This is a genomic window from Pseudomonas sp. DW-iso3, from assembly GCF_058725305.1.
This window is the reverse complement of sequence record NZ_JBZXDZ010000005.1, coordinates 478,243-494,778: the sequence shown is the minus strand read 5'-3', so window position 1 is coordinate 494,778 and position 16,536 is coordinate 478,243. Positions and strand designations below refer to the sequence as shown.

The 16,536-nt window shown below is 61.0% G+C and carries 15 protein-coding genes; 13 read left to right on the top strand and 2 right to left on the bottom strand.

From position 1 onward, the window contains the following. Positions 1-17 precede the first annotated feature (17 nt). The 13 genes from nuoC to AC4PS7_RS17325 all read left to right on the top strand — a co-directional run bounded on the left by nuoC (position 18) and on the right by AC4PS7_RS17325 (position 14,678). Positions 18-1,802 (top strand): NADH-quinone oxidoreductase subunit C/D, encoded by a 1,785-nt coding sequence (gene nuoC / locus AC4PS7_RS17385; protein ID WP_021492763.1) that lies wholly within the window; start codon positions 18-20, stop codon positions 1,800-1,802. A 2-nt stretch (positions 1,803-1,804) separates the two neighbouring features. After that, positions 1,805-2,302, top strand: a complete 498-nt coding sequence (nuoE, locus tag AC4PS7_RS17380) for an NADH-quinone oxidoreductase subunit NuoE (protein WP_003174721.1) — start codon at positions 1,805-1,807, stop codon at positions 2,300-2,302. Beyond that, positions 2,299-3,654 carry an NADH-quinone oxidoreductase subunit NuoF gene (nuoF, locus tag AC4PS7_RS17375; RefSeq protein ID WP_003174722.1) on the top strand — a complete coding sequence of 452 codons (1,356 nt, stop codon included), beginning with the start codon at positions 2,299-2,301 and terminating at the stop codon, positions 3,652-3,654. The genes nuoE and nuoF overlap by 4 nt, the downstream gene beginning before the upstream one ends. Positions 3,655-3,789: 135 nt before the next feature. Next, positions 3,790-6,504 (top strand): NADH-quinone oxidoreductase subunit NuoG, encoded by a 2,715-nt coding sequence (gene nuoG, locus AC4PS7_RS17370; RefSeq protein WP_010209579.1) that lies wholly within the window; start codon positions 3,790-3,792, stop codon positions 6,502-6,504. Next, complete coding sequence (nuoH, locus tag AC4PS7_RS17365; protein WP_003174724.1) at positions 6,501-7,508, top strand: NADH-quinone oxidoreductase subunit NuoH; 1,008 nt, start codon at positions 6,501-6,503, stop codon at positions 7,506-7,508. Before nuoG ends, nuoH begins: the two co-directional genes overlap by 4 nt. 11 nt (positions 7,509-7,519) lie before the next feature. Then, positions 7,520-8,068, top strand: a complete 549-nt coding sequence (gene nuoI, locus AC4PS7_RS17360) for an NADH-quinone oxidoreductase subunit NuoI (protein ID WP_003174725.1) — start codon at positions 7,520-7,522, stop codon at positions 8,066-8,068. 9 nt (positions 8,069-8,077) lie between these two features. Beyond that, entirely contained in the window at positions 8,078-8,581 is a 504-nt protein-coding gene (nuoJ, locus tag AC4PS7_RS17355) for an NADH-quinone oxidoreductase subunit J (protein ID WP_003174726.1), read from the top strand. Between the two features lie 2 nt (positions 8,582-8,583). Next, entirely contained in the window at positions 8,584-8,892 is a 309-nt protein-coding gene (gene nuoK / locus AC4PS7_RS17350) for an NADH-quinone oxidoreductase subunit NuoK (protein ID WP_003174727.1), read from the top strand. Next, positions 8,889-10,742, top strand: coding sequence for an NADH-quinone oxidoreductase subunit L (nuoL, locus tag AC4PS7_RS17345; protein WP_021492765.1), 1,854 nt, complete (start codon positions 8,889-8,891; stop codon positions 10,740-10,742). Before nuoK ends, nuoL begins: the two co-directional genes overlap by 4 nt. A gap of 39 nt (positions 10,743-10,781) precedes the next feature. Continuing rightward, positions 10,782-12,314 carry an NADH-quinone oxidoreductase subunit M gene (gene nuoM, locus AC4PS7_RS17340; protein ID WP_010209575.1) on the top strand — a complete coding sequence of 511 codons (1,533 nt, stop codon included), beginning with the start codon at positions 10,782-10,784 and terminating at the stop codon, positions 12,312-12,314. A 7-nt stretch (positions 12,315-12,321) separates the two neighbouring features. Beyond that, a complete protein-coding gene (nuoN, locus tag AC4PS7_RS17335) occupies positions 12,322-13,785 on the top strand; it encodes an NADH-quinone oxidoreductase subunit NuoN (RefSeq protein ID WP_012724956.1) in 1,464 nt (487 codons plus the stop codon). A gap of 238 nt (positions 13,786-14,023) precedes the next feature. Continuing rightward, a complete protein-coding gene (locus tag AC4PS7_RS17330; RefSeq protein WP_032883041.1) occupies positions 14,024-14,374 on the top strand; it encodes a toxin in 351 nt (116 codons plus the stop codon). Continuing rightward, positions 14,364-14,678, top strand: a complete 315-nt coding sequence (locus AC4PS7_RS17325) for a helix-turn-helix domain-containing protein (RefSeq protein WP_010209571.1) — start codon at positions 14,364-14,366, stop codon at positions 14,676-14,678. The genes AC4PS7_RS17330 and AC4PS7_RS17325 overlap by 11 nt, the downstream gene beginning before the upstream one ends. Before the next feature lie 61 nt (positions 14,679-14,739). Here the strand turns inward: AC4PS7_RS17325 and AC4PS7_RS17320 are convergent, their stop codons facing one another. Together AC4PS7_RS17320 and AC4PS7_RS17315 are read right to left on the bottom strand one after the other, a co-directional pair. After that, on the bottom strand, positions 14,740-15,492 hold the full coding sequence (locus AC4PS7_RS17320; protein WP_010209570.1) for an outer membrane beta-barrel protein: 753 nt from the start codon (positions 15,490-15,492) through the stop codon (positions 14,740-14,742). Positions 15,493-15,625: 133 nt separating this feature from the next. Further along, positions 15,626-16,453, bottom strand: a complete 828-nt coding sequence (locus tag AC4PS7_RS17315; RefSeq protein ID WP_010209568.1) for an arylamine N-acetyltransferase family protein — start codon at positions 16,451-16,453, stop codon at positions 15,626-15,628. Positions 16,454-16,536 lie beyond the last annotated feature (83 nt).

Sequence of the window (16,536 nt, the reverse complement as noted above, 5' to 3'; positions counted from 1 at the left end):
GAAAGCGATAAAAAACCATGACTACAGGCAGTGCTCTGTACATCCCGCCTTATAAGGCAGACGACCAGGATGTGGTCGTCGAACTCAATAACCGTTTTGGCCCTGACGCCTTCACCGCCCAGGCCACACGCACCGGTATGCCGGTGTTGTGGGTCGCGCGTGCCAAGCTTGTCGAAGTCCTGACCTTCCTGCGCAACCTGCCCAAGCCGTACGTCATGCTCTATGACCTGCATGGCGTGGACGAGCGTCTGCGCACCAAGCGCCAAGGCTTGCCGAGCGGCGCCGATTTCACCGTGTTCTACCACCTGATGTCGCTGGAACGTAACAGCGACGTGATGATCAAGGTCGCCCTGTCGGAAAGCGACTTGAGCATCCCGACCGTGACCGGTATCTGGCCGAACGCCAGCTGGTACGAGCGTGAAGTCTGGGACATGTTCGGCATCGACTTCCCCGGCCACCCGCACCTGACACGCATCATGATGCCGCCCACCTGGGAAGGTCACCCGCTGCGCAAGGACTTCCCTGCCCGCGCCACCGAATTCGATCCGTTCAGCCTCAACCTTGCCAAGCAACAGCTTGAAGAGGAAGCGGCGCGTTTCCGTCCGGAAGACTGGGGCATGAAACGCTCCGGCACCAACGAGGACTACATGTTCCTCAACCTGGGCCCGAACCACCCTTCGGCCCACGGCGCCTTCCGTATCATCCTGCAACTGGACGGCGAAGAAATCGTCGACTGCGTACCGGACATCGGCTACCACCACCGTGGTGCCGAGAAGATGGCCGAGCGTCAGTCGTGGCACAGCTTCATCCCGTACACCGACCGTATCGACTACCTCGGCGGCGTGATGAACAATCTGCCGTACGTGCTCTCGGTCGAGAAACTCGCTGGCATCAAGGTGCCGGACCGCGTCGACACCATCCGCATCATGATGGCCGAGTTCTTCCGGATCACCAGTCACCTGCTGTTCCTGGGGACCTATATCCAGGACGTCGGCGCCATGACCCCGGTGTTTTTCACGTTCACCGACCGTCAGCGCGCCTACAAGGTCATCGAAGCCATCACCGGTTTCCGCCTGCACCCGGCCTGGTACCGCATCGGCGGCGTGGCCCACGACCTGCCGAATGGCTGGGATCGCCTGGTCAAGGAATTCATCGACTGGATGCCCAAGCGTCTGGACGAGTACCAAAAGGCTGCGCTGGATAACAGCATCCTCAAGGGCCGTACCATCGGCGTCGCCCAGTACAACACCAAAGAGGCCCTGGAATGGGGTGTCACCGGTGCTGGCCTGCGCTCCACCGGCTGCGATTTCGACCTGCGTAAAGCGCGCCCGTACTCGGGCTACGAGAACTTCGAATTCGAAGTCCCGTTGGCGGCCAATGGCGATGCCTACGACCGCTGCATCGTGCGCGTCGAAGAAATGCGCCAGAGCCTGAAGATCATCGAGCAATGCATGCGCAACATGCCGGCCGGCCCGTACAAAGCGGATCACCCGCTGACCACGCCGCCGCCGAAAGAGCGCACGCTGCAGCACATCGAAACCCTGATCACGCACTTCCTGCAAGTTTCGTGGGGCCCGGTCATGCCGGCCAACGAATCCTTCCAGATGATCGAAGCGACCAAGGGTATCAACAGTTATTACCTGACGAGCGATGGCGGCACCATGAGCTACCGCACCCGGATCCGTACCCCAAGCTTTGCCCACTTGCAGCAGATCCCTTCGGTGATCAAAGGCGAGATGGTCGCGGACTTGATTGCGTACCTGGGTAGTATCGATTTCGTTATGGCCGACGTGGACCGCTAAGCATGAACAGCACGCTTATCCAGACAGACCGTTTCACCCTCAGTGAAACCGAGCGCTCGGCCATCGAGCACGAGCTGCATCACTACGAAGACCCGCGCGCGGCGTCGATCGAAGCCTTGAAGATCGTGCAGAAGGAACGTGGCTGGGTGCCGGACGGCGCCCTCTACGCCATCGGCGAGATCCTCGGCATCCCTGCCAGCGACGTTGAAGGTGTAGCCACGTTCTACAGCCAGATCTTCCGTCAGCCAGTGGGCCGCCACATCATTCGCGTGTGCGACAGCATGGTCTGCTATATCGGCGGCCACGAATCCGTGGTCAGCGAAATCCAGAACAAGCTGGGCATCGGCCTCGGCCAGACCACCCCGGACGGCCGCTTCACGCTGCTGCCGGTGTGCTGCCTGGGCAACTGCGACAAGGCGCCGGCGTTGATGATCGACGACGACACATTCGGTGACGTGCAGCCCGCTGGCGTGACCCAATTGCTCGAGGGCTACCCATGACCCTGACTTCTTTCGGCCCGGCCAACCTGATCAAGCGTTCGCCTGAGACCCACCCGCTGACCTGGCGCCTGCGTGACGACGCCGAGCCCGTGTGGCTCGACGAGTACCAGGCCAAGAATGGTTACGCCGCTGCGCGCAAAGCCTTCGCCGACATGGCCCAGGACGACATCGTCCAGACCGTGAAAGACGCCGGCCTCAAAGGCCGCGGCGGTGCAGGCTTCCCCACGGGCGTTAAGTGGGGCCTGATGCCCAAAGACGAATCCATCAACATCCGCTACCTGCTGTGCAACGCGGATGAAATGGAGCCGAACACCTGGAAAGACCGCATGCTGATGGAGCAACTGCCCCATCTGTTGATCGAAGGCATGCTGATCAGCGCCCGCGCGCTGAAAACCTACCGTGGCTACATCTTCCTGCGTGGCGAATACACCACCGCCGCCAAGCACCTCAACCGTGCCGTGGAAGAAGCCAAGGCTGCTGGCCTGCTGGGCAAGAACATCCTCGGCTCCGGTTTCGACTTCGAACTGTTCGTGCACACTGGCGCCGGGCGTTATATCTGCGGTGAAGAAACCGCACTGATCAACTCCCTCGAAGGCCGCCGCGCCAACCCGCGTTCCAAGCCGCCCTTCCCTGCTGCTGTAGGCGTGTGGGGCAAGCCGACGTGCGTGAACAACGTCGAGACGCTGTGCAACGTGCCGGCGATCATCGCCGACGGCGTGGACTGGTACAAATCCTTGGCCCGCGAAGGCAGCGAAGACATGGGCACCAAGCTCATGGGCTTCTCCGGCAAGGTCAAGAACCCTGGCCTGTGGGAACTGCCGTTTGGCGTGACCGCTCGCGAGCTGTTCGAGGACTACGCCGGCGGCATGCGCGACGGCTACACCTTGAAAGCCTGGCAGCCAGGCGGTGCCGGTACCGGTTTCCTGCTCCCTGAGCACCTCGATGCACAAATGTATGCCGGCGGCATCGGCAAGGTGGGCACCCGGATGGGTACCGGCCTGGCGATGGCGGTGGACAACACCGTGAACATGGTCTCGCTGCTGCGCAACATGGAGCAGTTCTTTGCCCGTGAATCCTGCGGCTTCTGCACCCCATGCCGCGACGGCCTGCCCTGGAGCGTGAAGCTGCTGATGGCCCTGGAAAACGGCGAAGGCCGCGAGGGTGATATCGAAACCCTGCTGGGCCTGGTCGGTTTCCTCGGCCCAGGCAAGACCTTCTGTGCTCACGCACCGGGCGCCGTGGAGCCATTGGGCAGCGCCATCAAATACTTCCGCTCGGAGTTCGAAGCCGGCATCGCGCCTACCAGCGCCGCCGTCCCGCCTCTGGCAAGGCCGATCGTAGTCGGCGCGTAACGCTTTAAAAGGCGAAGGGTCCGTGCCCTTCAACTGCTCATGGGCTGACGCCGTAAAGGCTGTGTTGATGCCCATGAATAACAAGATTCCATTAGCCACGCCCGCTGACAACGGGCCAACGAAGAACTTTGAACCATGGCCACTATCCACGTAGACGGCAAAGCGCTCGAAGTCGATGGGGCAGACAACCTGTTACAGGCATGTCTCTCACTAGGCCTCGACATCCCGTATTTCTGCTGGCACCCCGCGCTTGGTAGCGTCGGTGCCTGTCGCCAGTGCGCGGTCAAGCAATACACCGACGAGAACGACACCCGTGGTCGTATCGTCATGTCCTGCATGACCCCAGCCACCGACAACACCTGGATCTCCATCGACGATGAAGAATCCAAGGCGTTCCGCGCCAGTGTCGTCGAGTGGCTGATGACCAACCACCCCCACGACTGCCCGGTCTGTGAGGAAGGCGGTCACTGCCACCTGCAAGACATGACGGTGATGACGGGTCACAACGAGCGCCGTTATCGCTTCACCAAGCGTACCCACCAGAACCAGGACCTCGGCCCGTTCATTTCCCACGAAATGAACCGCTGCATCGCCTGCTATCGCTGCGTACGCTTCTATAAGGACTACGCCGGCGGCACCGACCTTGGCGTTTTCGGCGCCCACGACAACGTGTACTTCGGTCGCGTTGAGGACGGCGTGCTCGAAAGCGAGTTCTCCGGCAACCTCACCGAGGTCTGCCCGACCGGTGTGTTCACCGACAAGACCCACTCCGAGCGCTACAACCGTAAATGGGACATGCAGTTCGCCCCGAGCATCTGCCATGGCTGCTCCAGCGGTTGCAACATCTCTCCGGGCGAGCGCTACGGCGAACTGCGTCGGATCGAAAACCGCTTCAACGGTTCGGTCAACCAGTACTTCCTGTGCGACCGTGGCCGTTTCGGCTATGGCTACGTCAACCGCGAAGACCGCCCACGCCAGCCGCTGCTGGCCGGCGGCGCGAAGCTGAGCACCGACGAGGCCCTGGATAAAGCCGCCGAGCTGTTGCGCGGCCGCAACATCGTTGGTATCGGTTCGCCGCGCGCCAGCCTCGAAAGCAACTTCGCGTTGCGCGAGCTGGTGGGTGCCGAGCACTTCTACTCCGGTATCGAAGCCGGTGAGCTGGAGCGCATCCGCCTGGTCCTGCAGGTGCTGAACGACAGCCCGCTGCCCGTGCCGAACATGCGCGACATCGAAGACCACGACGCCATCTTCGTGCTCGGTGAAGACCTGACCCAGACCGCCGCCCGCATCGCCCTGTCGCTGCGCCAGTCGGTCAAAGGCAAGGCCGAAGACATGGCCGACGCCATGCGCGTCCAGCCTTGGCTCGACGCCGCGGTGAAAAACATCGGCCAGCACGCGCTGAACCCGTTGTTTATCGCCAGCCTGGCTGAAACCAAGCTCGACGACATCGCCGAAGAATGCGTACACGCAGCACCAGACGACCTGGCCCGCATCGGTTTCGCCGTGGCCCACGCCCTCGACGCCAGCGCACCGGCTGTCGAAGGCCTGGACACCGAAGCCGTCGAACTGGCCCAGCGCATCGCCGACGCCCTGCTGGCAGCCAAGCGTCCATTGATCATTGCTGGCACCTCCCTGGGTTCCAAGGCGCTGATCGAAGCCGCTGCCAACATCGCCAAGGCGTTGAAGCTGCGCGACAAGAACGGCTCCATCAGCCTGGTCGTGCCGGAAGCCAACAGCCTTGGCCTGGCCATGCTTGGCGGCGAGTCCCTGGACGCAGCCCTGCAAGCGGTCATCGACGGTAAAGCCGACGCCATCGTGGTGCTGGAAAACGACCTGTACACCCGCACCGATGCCGCCAAGGTTGACGCTGCACTGGACGCCGCCAAGGTCCTGATCGTCGCCGACCACCAGAAGACCGCTACCAGCGACCGCGCCCACCTGGTGCTGCCAGCCGCCACCTTCGCCGAAGGCGACGGTACCCTGGTCAGCCAGGAAGGCCGCGCGCAGCGCTTCTTCCAAGTGTTCGATCCGAAGTACATGGACGCCAGCATCCTGGTTCACGAAGGCTGGCGCTGGCTGCATGCCCTGCGCTCGACCCTGCTGAACCAGCCGATCGACTGGACCCAGCTCGACCACGTCACCGCCGCCGCTGCGGCAAGCGCGCCGCAGCTGGCACGTATCGTCGACGCTGCACCGTCCGCCGCGTTCCGCATCAAGGGCATGAAACTGGCCCGTGAACCGCTGCGTTACTCCGGTCGTACCGCCATGCGTGCCGATATCAGCGTGCATGAACCACGTACCCCGCAAGACAACGACACCGCGTTCGCCTTCTCCATGGAAGGCTACTCGGGTTCGGCCGAACCGCGTCAGCAGGTGCCATTCGCCTGGTCGCCGGGCTGGAACTCGCCGCAGGCCTGGAACAAGTTCCAGGACGAAGTCGGTGGTCACATCCGCGCTGGCGACCCGGGCACCCGCCTGATCGAAACCCAGGGCGACTCGTTGAACTGGTTCGCCGCCGTACCGCGTCCGTTCAACCCGGCCCAGGGCACCTGGCAGGTTGTGCCGTTCTTCCACCTGTTCGGCAGCGAAGAGACTTCGTCCAAAGCCGCACCGGTTCAAGAACGTATCCCGACTGCCTACGTATCCGTGGCCAAGTCCGAAGCCGACCGCCTGGGCGTCAACGACGGGGCCCTGCTCAGCCTGAACGTGGCCGGCCAGACCCTGCGTCTGCCGCTGCGCATCAATGATGAGTTGGGTGCCGGCCTGGTTGCACTGCCGAAAGGCCTCGCCGGTATTCCACCGGCGATCTTTGGCAAAACCGTTGACGGTCTGCAGGAGGCAGCGCAATGACCTGGTTCACCCCTGAAGTGATCGACGTGATCATCTCGGTCGTCAAGGCCATCGTGATCCTGTTGGCCGTGGTCGTCGCGGGCGCCCTGCTCAGCTTCGTCGAACGTCGCCTGCTGGGCTGGTGGCAGGACCGTTACGGTCCGAACCGCGTTGGCCCGTTTGGTATGTTCCAGATCGCCGCCGACATGCTGAAAATGTTCTTCAAGGAAGACTGGACCCCGCCGTTTGCCGACAAGGTGATCTTCACCCTGGCACCGGTCGTGGCCATGAGCGCCTTGCTGATCGCCTTCGCGATCATCCCGATCACCCCGACCTGGGGCGTGGCGGACCTGAACATCGGCTTGCTGTTCTTCTTCGCCATGGCCGGTCTTTCGGTCTACGCGGTGCTGTTCGCCGGGTGGTCGAGTAACAACAAGTTCGCCCTGCTGGGTAGCTTGCGGGCGTCGGCCCAGACCGTGTCCTACGAAGTGTTCATGGGCCTCGCGCTGATGGGCATCGTGGTGCAGGTCGGCTCGTTCAACATGCGCGACATCGTCGAGTACCAAGCGCAGAACCTGTGGTTCATCATTCCGCAGTTCTTCGGCTTCTGCACCTTCTTCATCGCTGGCGTCGCCGTGACTCACCGTCACCCGTTCGACCAGCCGGAAGCGGAACAGGAACTGGCCGACGGTTACCACATTGAATACGCCGGCATGAAATGGGGCATGTTCTTCGTTGGTGAGTACATCGGCATCATCTTGATCTCGGCCCTGCTGGTCACGCTGTTCTTCGGCGGCTGGCACGGTCCATTCGGCATCCTGCCGCAGTTGGCGTTCTTCTGGTTCTTCCTGAAGACCGCGTTCTTCATCATGTTGTTTATCCTGCTGCGCGCTTCCATTCCGCGTCCACGATACGACCAGGTGATGGATTTCAGCTGGCGCTTCTGCCTGCCACTGACCCTGATCAATTTGCTGGTGACTGCTGCCGTTGTGTTGTTGAACACGCCAGCGGCCGCGGTTCAGTGAGGATTTGACCCATGTTCAAATATATTGGCGACATCGTTAAGGGTACCGGTACCCAGTTGCGAAGCCTGGTGATGGTGTTCGGTCACGGCTTCCGCAAACGCGACACCCTGCAATACCCGGAAGAAGCGGTGTACCTGCCGCCGCGCTATCGCGGCCGCATCGTGCTGACCCGCGACCCCGATGGCGAAGAGCGTTGCGTAGCCTGCAACCTCTGCGCCGTGGCGTGCCCGGTGGGTTGCATCTCCCTGCAGAAAGCTGAAACCGAAGACGGTCGCTGGTACCCGGACTTCTTCCGCATCAACTTCTCGCGCTGCATTTTCTGCGGCCTCTGCGAGGAAGCTTGCCCGACCACCGCAATCCAGCTGACACCGGATTTCGAGATGGCCGAGTTCAAACGTCAGGACCTGGTGTACGAGAAAGAAGATCTGCTGATCTCTGGTCCCGGTAAAAACCCTGATTACAACTTCTATCGTGTTGCAGGTATGGCCGTTGCCGGTAAGCCGAAAGGCGCCGCACAAAACGAAGCCGAGCCGATCAACGTGAAGAGCTTGCTGCCTTAAGGAAGAAAGATGGAATTCGCTTTCTATTTCGCATCGGGTATCGCGGTTGTGTCCACGCTTCGCGTGATCACCAACACCAACCCCGTGCACGCCCTGCTCTACCTGATCATTTCGCTGATCGCCGTGGCCATGACCTTCTTCAGCCTCGGCGCACCGTTCGCCGGTGTACTGGAAGTGATCGCCTACGCTGGCGCCATCATGGTGCTGTTCGTGTTTGTGGTGATGATGCTCAACCTGGGGCCGGCTTCGGTCGCCCAGGAGCGCGTCTGGCTCAAGCCCGGCATCTGGCTCGGCCCGGTTGTGCTGGCAGCGCTGCTGCTGGGTGAACTGCTGTATGTGCTGTTCGCTCACCAGAGCGGCCAGGCCATCGGCCACACCACCGTAGACGCGAAAGCCGTGGGCATCAGCCTGTTCGGCCCGTATCTGCTGGTGGTCGAACTGGCTTCGATGCTGCTGCTCGCTGCAGCCATCACCGCCTTCCACTTGGGCCGCAACGAAGCCAAGGAGCAATGACGATGCCTGCTATCCCTTTGGAGCATGGTCTGGCGGTCGCCGGCATCCTGTTCTGCCTTGGCCTGGTCGGCCTGATGGTCCGCCGTAACATTCTGTTCGTGTTGATGAGCCTGGAAATCATGATGAACGCCGCGGCACTCGCGTTCATCGTTGCGGGTGCACGTTGGGGCCAGCCGGATGGACAAGTCATGTTCATCCTGGTGATCAGCCTGGCAGCCGCCGAGGCCAGCATTGGCCTGGCGATCCTGCTGCAACTGTATCGTCGCTTCCACACGCTTGATATCGACGCTGCCAGTGAGATGCGCGGATGAACATGATCTTTCTGACTTTCGTATTCCCCCTGATCGGTTTCCTGCTGCTGTCGTTCTCTCGCGGGCGCTGGTCGGAAAACCTCTCGGCCTTGATCGGCGTGGGCTCCATTGGCCTGTCGGCCATTGTGGCCGCCTACGTCATCTGGCAATTCAACGTGGCGCCGCCGGAAGGCGGTCACTACACCCTGGTGCTGTGGCAGTGGATGTCGGTGGAGGGCTTCAAGCCCAACTTCGCCCTCTACGTCGACGGCCTGTCGATCACCATGCTGGGCGTGGTTGTTGGCGTGGGCTTCCTGATCCACCTGTTCGCGTCCTGGTACATGCGCGGTGAAGCGGGTTACTCGCGCTTCTTCTCGTACACCAACCTGTTTATCGCCAGCATGCTGTTCCTGGTGCTCGGCGATAACCTGTTGTTCCTGTACTTCGGCTGGGAAGGCGTGGGCCTGTGCTCGTACCTGTTGATCGGTTTCTACTACAGCAACCGCAACAACGGTAACGCGGCACTCAAGGCGTTCATCGTCACCCGCATCGGCGACGTGTTCATGGCCATCGGCCTGTTCATCCTGTTCCAACAAGTGGGCACGCTGAACATCCAGGAACTGCTGGTGCTGGCACCGCAGAAATTCCAGGTCGGTGACTTCTGGATCACCCTGGCCACCCTGATGCTGCTGGGCGGCGCCGTGGGCAAATCCGCGCAACTGCCACTGCAAACCTGGCTGGCGGACGCGATGGCCGGCCCTACCCCGGTTTCCGCACTGATCCACGCGGCAACCATGGTAACTGCCGGTGTCTACCTGATCGCCCGTACCCATGGCCTGTTTACCCTGGCGCCGGACATCCTGCATCTTGTAGGCATCGTCGGTGGCGTGACCCTGGTACTGGCCGGCTTCGCCGCGCTGGTGCAGACCGACATCAAGCGGATCCTCGCCTACTCGACCATGAGCCAGATCGGCTACATGTTCCTGGCCCTGGGCGTTGGCGCCTGGGACGCGGCGATCTTCCACCTGATGACCCACGCCTTCTTCAAGGCCCTGCTATTCCTTGCTTCCGGTGCGGTAATCGTTGCCTGCCATCACGAGCAGAACATCTTCAAGATGGGCGGCCTGTGGAAGAAACTGCCATTGGCCTACGCCAGCTTCATCGTCGGTGGTGCCGCACTCGCAGCCCTGCCGTTGGTGACCGCCGGTTTCTACTCCAAGGACGAAATCCTCTGGGAAGCCTTTGCCAGCGGTAACCAGAACCTGCTGTATGCAGGCCTGGTGGGTGCGTTCATGACCTCGCTGTACACCTTCCGCCTGATCTTCATCACCTTCCACGGTGAAGCCAAGACTGAAGCCCACGCAGGTCACGGCATCTCGCACTGGTTGCCATTGTCGGTGCTGATCATCCTGTCGACTTTTGTTGGCGCCATGATCACCCCGCCGCTGCACGGTGTATTGCCACAAAGCGTCGGTCATGCCGGCGGCGAAGCCCAGCACAGCCTGGAAATCGCGTCGGGCGCCATTGCTATCGCCGGTATCCTGTTGGCGGCCCTGCTGTTCCTCGGCAAGCGTCGCTTCGTGACAGCCGTGGCCAACAGTGGCATTGGCCGTTTCCTGTCGGCCTGGTGGTTCGCTGCCTGGGGCTTCGACTGGATCTACGACAAACTGTTCGTCAAGCCTTACCTGGCTATCAGCCACATTCTGCGTAAAGACCCGCTTGACCAAACCATCGGTTTGATCCCGCGTGCCGCCAAGGCCGGTCACACCGCCTTGAGCCGCAGCGAGACGGGTCAATTGCGTTGGTATGCAGCTTCCATGGCGGCAGGTGCCGTTTTGGTGATCGGCGCCATCGTCGTGGTAGCGGTCTGATATGAACTTTGCGAACTTGCGAAAGGAAACGAGCCTGTCATGATTCTGCCCTGGCTAATCCTGATCCCCTTCATCGGCGGCCTGCTCTGCTGGATGGGTGAACGCTTCGGCGCCACCCTCCCCCGCTGGATTGCGTTGCTGACCATGTCCCTGGAACTCGCACTCGGCCTCTGGCTGTGGGCCCATGGCGACTATTCATTTGCTCCGGCACCGGGTGTCGATCCCACCTTCGCGCTTGAATTCAAGCACGTGTGGATCCAGCGCTTCGGCATCAACGTGCACCTGGCCCTCGACGGCCTGTCGCTGTTGATGATCCTGCTGACCGGCCTGCTGGGTATCCTCTCGGTACTCTGCTCCTGGAAAGAGATCCAACGTCATGTGGGCTTCTTCCACCTGAACCTGATGTGGATCCTGGGCGGCGTCGTCGGCGTGTTCCTCGCCCTTGACCTGTTCATGTTCTTCTTCTTCTGGGAAATGATGCTGGTGCCGATGTACTTCCTCATCGCGCTCTGGGGTCACAGTTCTTCGGACGGCAAGAAAACCCGGATCTACGCAGCGACCAAGTTCTTCATCTTCACCCAGGCTTCCGGCCTGATCATGTTGGTGGCGATCCTGGGTCTGGTACTGGTCAACTTCAACAACACCGGCGTGATTACCTTCAACTACGCCGACCTGTTGAAAACCAAGATGTCGCTGACCACCGAGTACATCCTGATGCTGGGCTTCTTCATCGCGTTCGCGGTGAAGCTGCCGGTGGTGCCGTTCCACTCCTGGCTGCCTGACGCTCACGCCCAGGCGCCGACCGCCGGCTCCGTGGACCTGGCCGGTATCTTGCTGAAAACCGCTGCCTACGGCCTGCTGCGTTTCGCCCTGCCGCTGTTCCCGAATGCCTCGGCCGAATTCGCGCCGATCGCCATGACCCTCGGTCTGATCGGGATCTTCTACGGTGCGTTCCTGGCCTTTGCGCAAACCGACATCAAGCGTCTGATCGCCTTCTCGTCCGTTTCCCACATGGGCTTCGTACTGATCGGCATCTACTCCGGCAGCCAACTGGCACTGCAAGGCGCAGTGATCCAGATGTTGGCCCACGGTGTCTCGGCCGCTGCCCTCTTTATCCTGAGTGGCCAGTTGTACGAGCGCCTGCACACCCGTGACATGCGTGAAATGGGTGGCGTGTGGTCACGCATCGCGTACCTGCCGGCGATCAGCCTGTTCTTCGCCGCCGCGTCGCTGGGCTTGCCAGGCACCGGTAACTTCATCGGCGAGTTCCTGATCCTGATGGGTGCCTTCGTGCAAACGCCGTGGATCAGCGCCATTGCAACGTCCGGCCTGGTGTTCGGTTCGGTCTACTCGCTGATCATGATCCACCGCGCCTACTTCGGCCCGGCCAAGTCCGACACCGTCCTGCAAGGGATGGATGCTCGCGAACTGATCATGGTGCTCGGCCTTGCGGTGCTGCTGATTTACATCGGCGTGTACCCGCAACCGTTCCTGGACACTTCTGCCGCGACGATGCATGGCGTGCAGCAGTGGTTCGGCACCGCCTTCTCTCAACTCGCTTCGGCCCGGTAAGAGCGCTATGGAATTCACGATCCAACACTTTATCGCGCTTGCGCCGCTGCTGATTACCAGCCTCACCATCGTGGTGGTGATGCTGGCGATCGCCTGGCGCCGCAATCACTCGCAAACGTTCCTGCTGTCCTGTGCCGGTCTCAACCTGGCCCTGCTGTCGATCATCCCGGCCCTCAAGGTCGCGCCTCTGGCGGTAACGCCATTGATGATGGTGGATGACTTCGCACTGCTGTACATCGCGCTGATCCTGGTCGCGACCCTGGCCTGTGTCACCCTCGCCCACGCCTACCTTGGCGAAGGCGGTACCGGTTACCCAGGCAACCGCGAAGAGCTGTACCTGCTGATCCTGCTGGCTGCGGCCGGCGGCATCGTGCTGGTCAGCGCGCAGCACCTGGCGGGCCTGTTCATCGGCCTGGAACTGCTGTCGATCCCGACTTACGGCCTGGTGGCCTACGCCTTCTTCAACAAGCGCTCCCTGGAAGCCGGCATCAAGTACATGGTGCTGTCGGCTGCCGGTTCGGCGTTCCTGTTGTTCGGTATGGCCCTGCTCTATGCAGAAGCTGGCAACCTGAGCTTCACCGGTATCGGTCACGCCCTGGCGGCCACCAGCATGCCTGCGCCGATTGCCCAACTGGGCCTGGCCATGATGCTGATCGGCCTGGCATTCAAGCTGTCGCTGGTGCCCTTCCACTTGTGGACCCCGGACGTGTACGAAGGCGCCCCGGCGCCGGTGGCTGCGTTCCTGGCCACTGCGTCGAAAGTGGCTGTGTTTGCGGTGATGGTGCGTCTGTTCCAGATCTCCCCTGCCGCCAACACGGGTGTGCTGAGCACCGTACTGACCGTGATCGCCATCGCGTCGATCCTGTTCGGCAACCTGCTGGCCCTGACCCAGAACAACCTCAAGCGTCTGTTGGGTTACTCGTCCATCGCTCACTTCGGCTACCTGCTGATCGCCCTGGTGGCGAGCAAAGGCCTGGCCGTGGAAGCCATGGGCGTGTACCTGGTCACCTACGTGATCACGAGCCTTGGCGCATTCGGCGTGATCACGCTGATGTCCTCGCCGTTCAAAGGCCGTGACGCCGACGCCCTGTATGAATACCGCGGCCTGTTCTGGCGCCGTCCATACCTGACTGCCGTACTGACCGTGATGATGCTGTCCCTGGCCGGTATTCCGCTGACGGCGGGCTTCATCGGCAAGTTCTACATCGTCGCTACCGGTGTTGAAGCCCACGAATGGTGGTTGGTTGCCTCCCTGGTACTGGGCAGCGCCATCGGCGTGTTCTACTACCTGCGCGTGATGGTCACCCTGTACCTGATCGAGCCAAACCTGCGCCGTGTGGATGCCGAGTTGCACTGGGAACAGAAAGCCGGTGGCGTCATGCTGCTGGCCATCGCCCTGCTCGCGTTCTTCCTGGGCGTGTACCCACAACCGTTGCTCACCCTGGTGCAGCACGCGGTGCTGGGCGTTTGATCGCTTAGCGGGATGCGGTAAACAAAACGGCGCCTTCGGGCGCCGTTTTGCGTTTCTGGGGCCGGTGCTTTTACCCTCCCCTGCTCACGGAAATTTCCTCCTCCAGCTGCCTCCTTATCTGGCATCTACCCGATGGAGGCCGCCGTATGGTGTTTGCGTTCTAGGAAAGTTCCAACAGCAAGGTCACTTGACCCAAGGCGCGCGGGCCACCAAACTATACGCAGGCTACGTACAGAACATGGATGCTCTATTTATCGAACTGCCGGCCTTCGAGCGGCATCGCAAGGACTATCTGAGTGACGAGCTTTTCCACGGTTTTCAACAGGCGTTGATGAAGAACCCGGAAGCGGGAGACGTGATCGAGGGAACAGGTGGGTTACGCAAGGTTCGCTTTGTCGACGAACGACGCAACAAAGGCCAGCGCGGTGGCCTGCGGGTCATTTACTACGGGTGGTCAGGCGGCACGCAATTCTGGTTATTCACCCTGTACGGCAAACACGAACAGGACGACCTGACGCCTCAGCACAAAAAAGCCCTAAAACACATGCTGGACAGGGAAATCAAAGCGAGAACACATCATGAAACGTGAAATCTTTTCCGAACTGGTCGAAGGCTTCGACGCCCTGGCAAACGAACGCCAAGGCAAAGTCACCCTGCGGACCCACAAGGTTCATCTCAACAACCTGGAGCCGCTCACCGCAGAGGAAGTGGTCGCCGTGCGTCAACAGCTCAACCTCTCCCGTGCCGTCTTCGCCATGTACCTGCGCACCAACACGCGTACGCTGGAGAACTGGGAGCAAGGCCGGGCTAAACCAAATGCCCAGGCCGCCACCCTGATTCGCCTGGTGGCGCGTTTTCCTGAGACCGTGGCACAACTTGCTGCGTTGGGTTGATCTGCAATTGTCCCCAAAAAAAACGCCCCGAACATTCGGGGCGTTTTCCATTGCAACGGTATCAGAACGCGATACCGACCTTGAACCCGTACTCATCACGCTTGAGCTTGGTGTTGTCGGCCACCTCGGAATTACCGTCAAGCTTATACTCGGTGCGGGTGTAGTACAGGCCTGCGACCACCGGCAGGTCGCCTTTCTGGTTCATCAGCAAGCTGACTTCGGCGTAAGGGTTGGTGCGGTCCTTGAGGTCCACGGTGTCGCTGCCAAAATCTTCCACCTTGAGCTTGGTGCGGCCGTCGATAGTGCGACGGGCGCCCGCTTCGACACGCAGGGTCATGTCATCGAACTGGTGGTTGTAGCCCAGGGCCGCCTTGGCGAACGGCGACTTGTTGGTAAGTTTCACGTCGAGGTCGTTGATCTCTGGCTCGTAGCGCGTCCAGCTGTAGCCACCGCCGACGATCACGTCGACAAAGTTGCGCGCATCCAGCGCGGCACGCCAACCGAGGTCCAGGTCAGCCTGGCCTTCCTTCAGTTTGTTGTCGCTCTTTTCACCGTACTTGGCTTCGATACCGGCCTGGTAGATAAAGCCGGATTCAGCGGTGAGCTTATTGCCGAAGTTGTAGAACAGGCCAGCTTCAGGCATGTGGCTCTTGTCGCTTTCGCTGCCGTCTTCGAATTTGAAATCGTTGTAGCTGCCCTGGATCCCGAAGGTAGAAATCGGGTCGGTGGACGGTGCGGCAAACACCGCGGCAGGCGCAGCAACCAGCGCCAGCAGCGAGGAACCCTTGAGGAATTTTCCGAATAGCTTGGACATCGTTTTACATCTCCTTGTCTGGTGAGCAAATTATTCAGGAACCGGTTCGAACCCCGGTGGATGCCAAAGGTTCGAATTAATTTGCGCTAATTTGGAGGTAAAACGGTTCAGCGAAGGCTCTATCTCAATGCTCCTATGAATTCGGCACTGTCAAGCCATCAAGGGCAGCCCGCAGCGCCGCCGTGACCGGCACGCAAATCCCGAAGACTTCAGTCAACAGCTGCAGCACCTCATCGGCACTGACGAGGGCGCGCTTTTCACTCGGCCGGTCCAGGTAGTGAATTGCATAGTTGGCGTTGTTCAGGGTATGACGCTCACCCGCAGCCAACCGCGCGACTTTCAACTGGCCGACGAAGACCGAGTCCGGGTGGGTGGAGACATACCAGTTGCCGATTTCATAATCGATGGTCGCCTGCACTTGCAGATCGAACACATACAACCCACGCCATTCATTGGCCACTTGGACCCACAGGGTGTAACTGTCGTGCCCGTCGAAGGTCACGCGATAGGGTTCGTGCGCGGTGGCCTGCACCACCTCGGTGTCCAACAGCAACGGGCTGCTGGGCACCATGCCGCCGAAGCCGACGTCGGTGATGTAACGCACGCCATCCAGGGTCACCAGGCTCAAACGATGGGTACGCGCCGTGCGCGCATCCGGCGGCCCACCCATCACCACCCGCCCCGTGATGCCGCGAGCATCAAAACCGAGCTCCTGCAACAGCGCCAGGAACATCTGGTTCAACTCATAGCAATAACCGCCCCGCCCCTCCAACAGCACTTTTTGCTCGACGCTGGCCAGGTCGATAGGCACCGGCAAGCGCATCAGGCTGGAGAGGTTCTCGAAGGCAAAGCTGCACACATGGCGCAGTTGCAGATCCTGCAAGGTGCGCAGGCTCGGCGCTGGCGGCGAGTCATAGCCCAGGCGTTGCAGGTAGAGGCGGCTATGGGTCAGCAGTGACATGGCGCAATCCTTCGGCACGGGATAAAGGCGACACTATGCCGCGCCAACGAGCAGATTGTCATTTTGAATGAACCTTTTAGAAC

Excerpts from the sequence above, each read along its gene's own strand:
- nuoH (WP_003174724.1), top strand. The coding sequence starts at position 6,501 with ATGACCTGGTTCACCCCTGAAGTGATCGACGTGATCATCTCGGTCGTC.
- AC4PS7_RS17330 (WP_032883041.1), top strand. The coding sequence starts at position 14,024 with ATGGATGCTCTATTTATCGAACTGCCGGCCTTCGAGCGGCATCGCAAG.
- AC4PS7_RS17320 (WP_010209570.1), bottom strand. The coding sequence starts at position 15,492 with ATGTCCAAGCTATTCGGAAAATTCCTCAAGGGTTCCTCGCTGCTGGCG.
- nuoL (WP_021492765.1), top strand. The coding sequence starts at position 8,889 with ATGAACATGATCTTTCTGACTTTCGTATTCCCCCTGATCGGTTTCCTG.
- AC4PS7_RS17325 (WP_010209571.1), top strand. The coding sequence starts at position 14,364 with ATGAAACGTGAAATCTTTTCCGAACTGGTCGAAGGCTTCGACGCCCTG.
- AC4PS7_RS17315 (WP_010209568.1), bottom strand. The coding sequence starts at position 16,453 with ATGTCACTGCTGACCCATAGCCGCCTCTACCTGCAACGCCTGGGCTAT.
- nuoE (WP_003174721.1), top strand. The coding sequence starts at position 1,805 with ATGAACAGCACGCTTATCCAGACAGACCGTTTCACCCTCAGTGAAACC.
- nuoC (WP_021492763.1), top strand. The coding sequence starts at position 18 with ATGACTACAGGCAGTGCTCTGTACATCCCGCCTTATAAGGCAGACGAC.
- nuoN (WP_012724956.1), top strand. The coding sequence starts at position 12,322 with ATGGAATTCACGATCCAACACTTTATCGCGCTTGCGCCGCTGCTGATT.
- nuoI (WP_003174725.1), top strand. The coding sequence starts at position 7,520 with ATGTTCAAATATATTGGCGACATCGTTAAGGGTACCGGTACCCAGTTG.
- nuoF (WP_003174722.1), top strand. The coding sequence starts at position 2,299 with ATGACCCTGACTTCTTTCGGCCCGGCCAACCTGATCAAGCGTTCGCCT.
- nuoM (WP_010209575.1), top strand. The coding sequence starts at position 10,782 with ATGATTCTGCCCTGGCTAATCCTGATCCCCTTCATCGGCGGCCTGCTC.
- nuoK (WP_003174727.1), top strand. The coding sequence starts at position 8,584 with ATGCCTGCTATCCCTTTGGAGCATGGTCTGGCGGTCGCCGGCATCCTG.
- nuoJ (WP_003174726.1), top strand. The coding sequence starts at position 8,078 with ATGGAATTCGCTTTCTATTTCGCATCGGGTATCGCGGTTGTGTCCACG.
- nuoG (WP_010209579.1), top strand. The coding sequence starts at position 3,790 with ATGGCCACTATCCACGTAGACGGCAAAGCGCTCGAAGTCGATGGGGCA.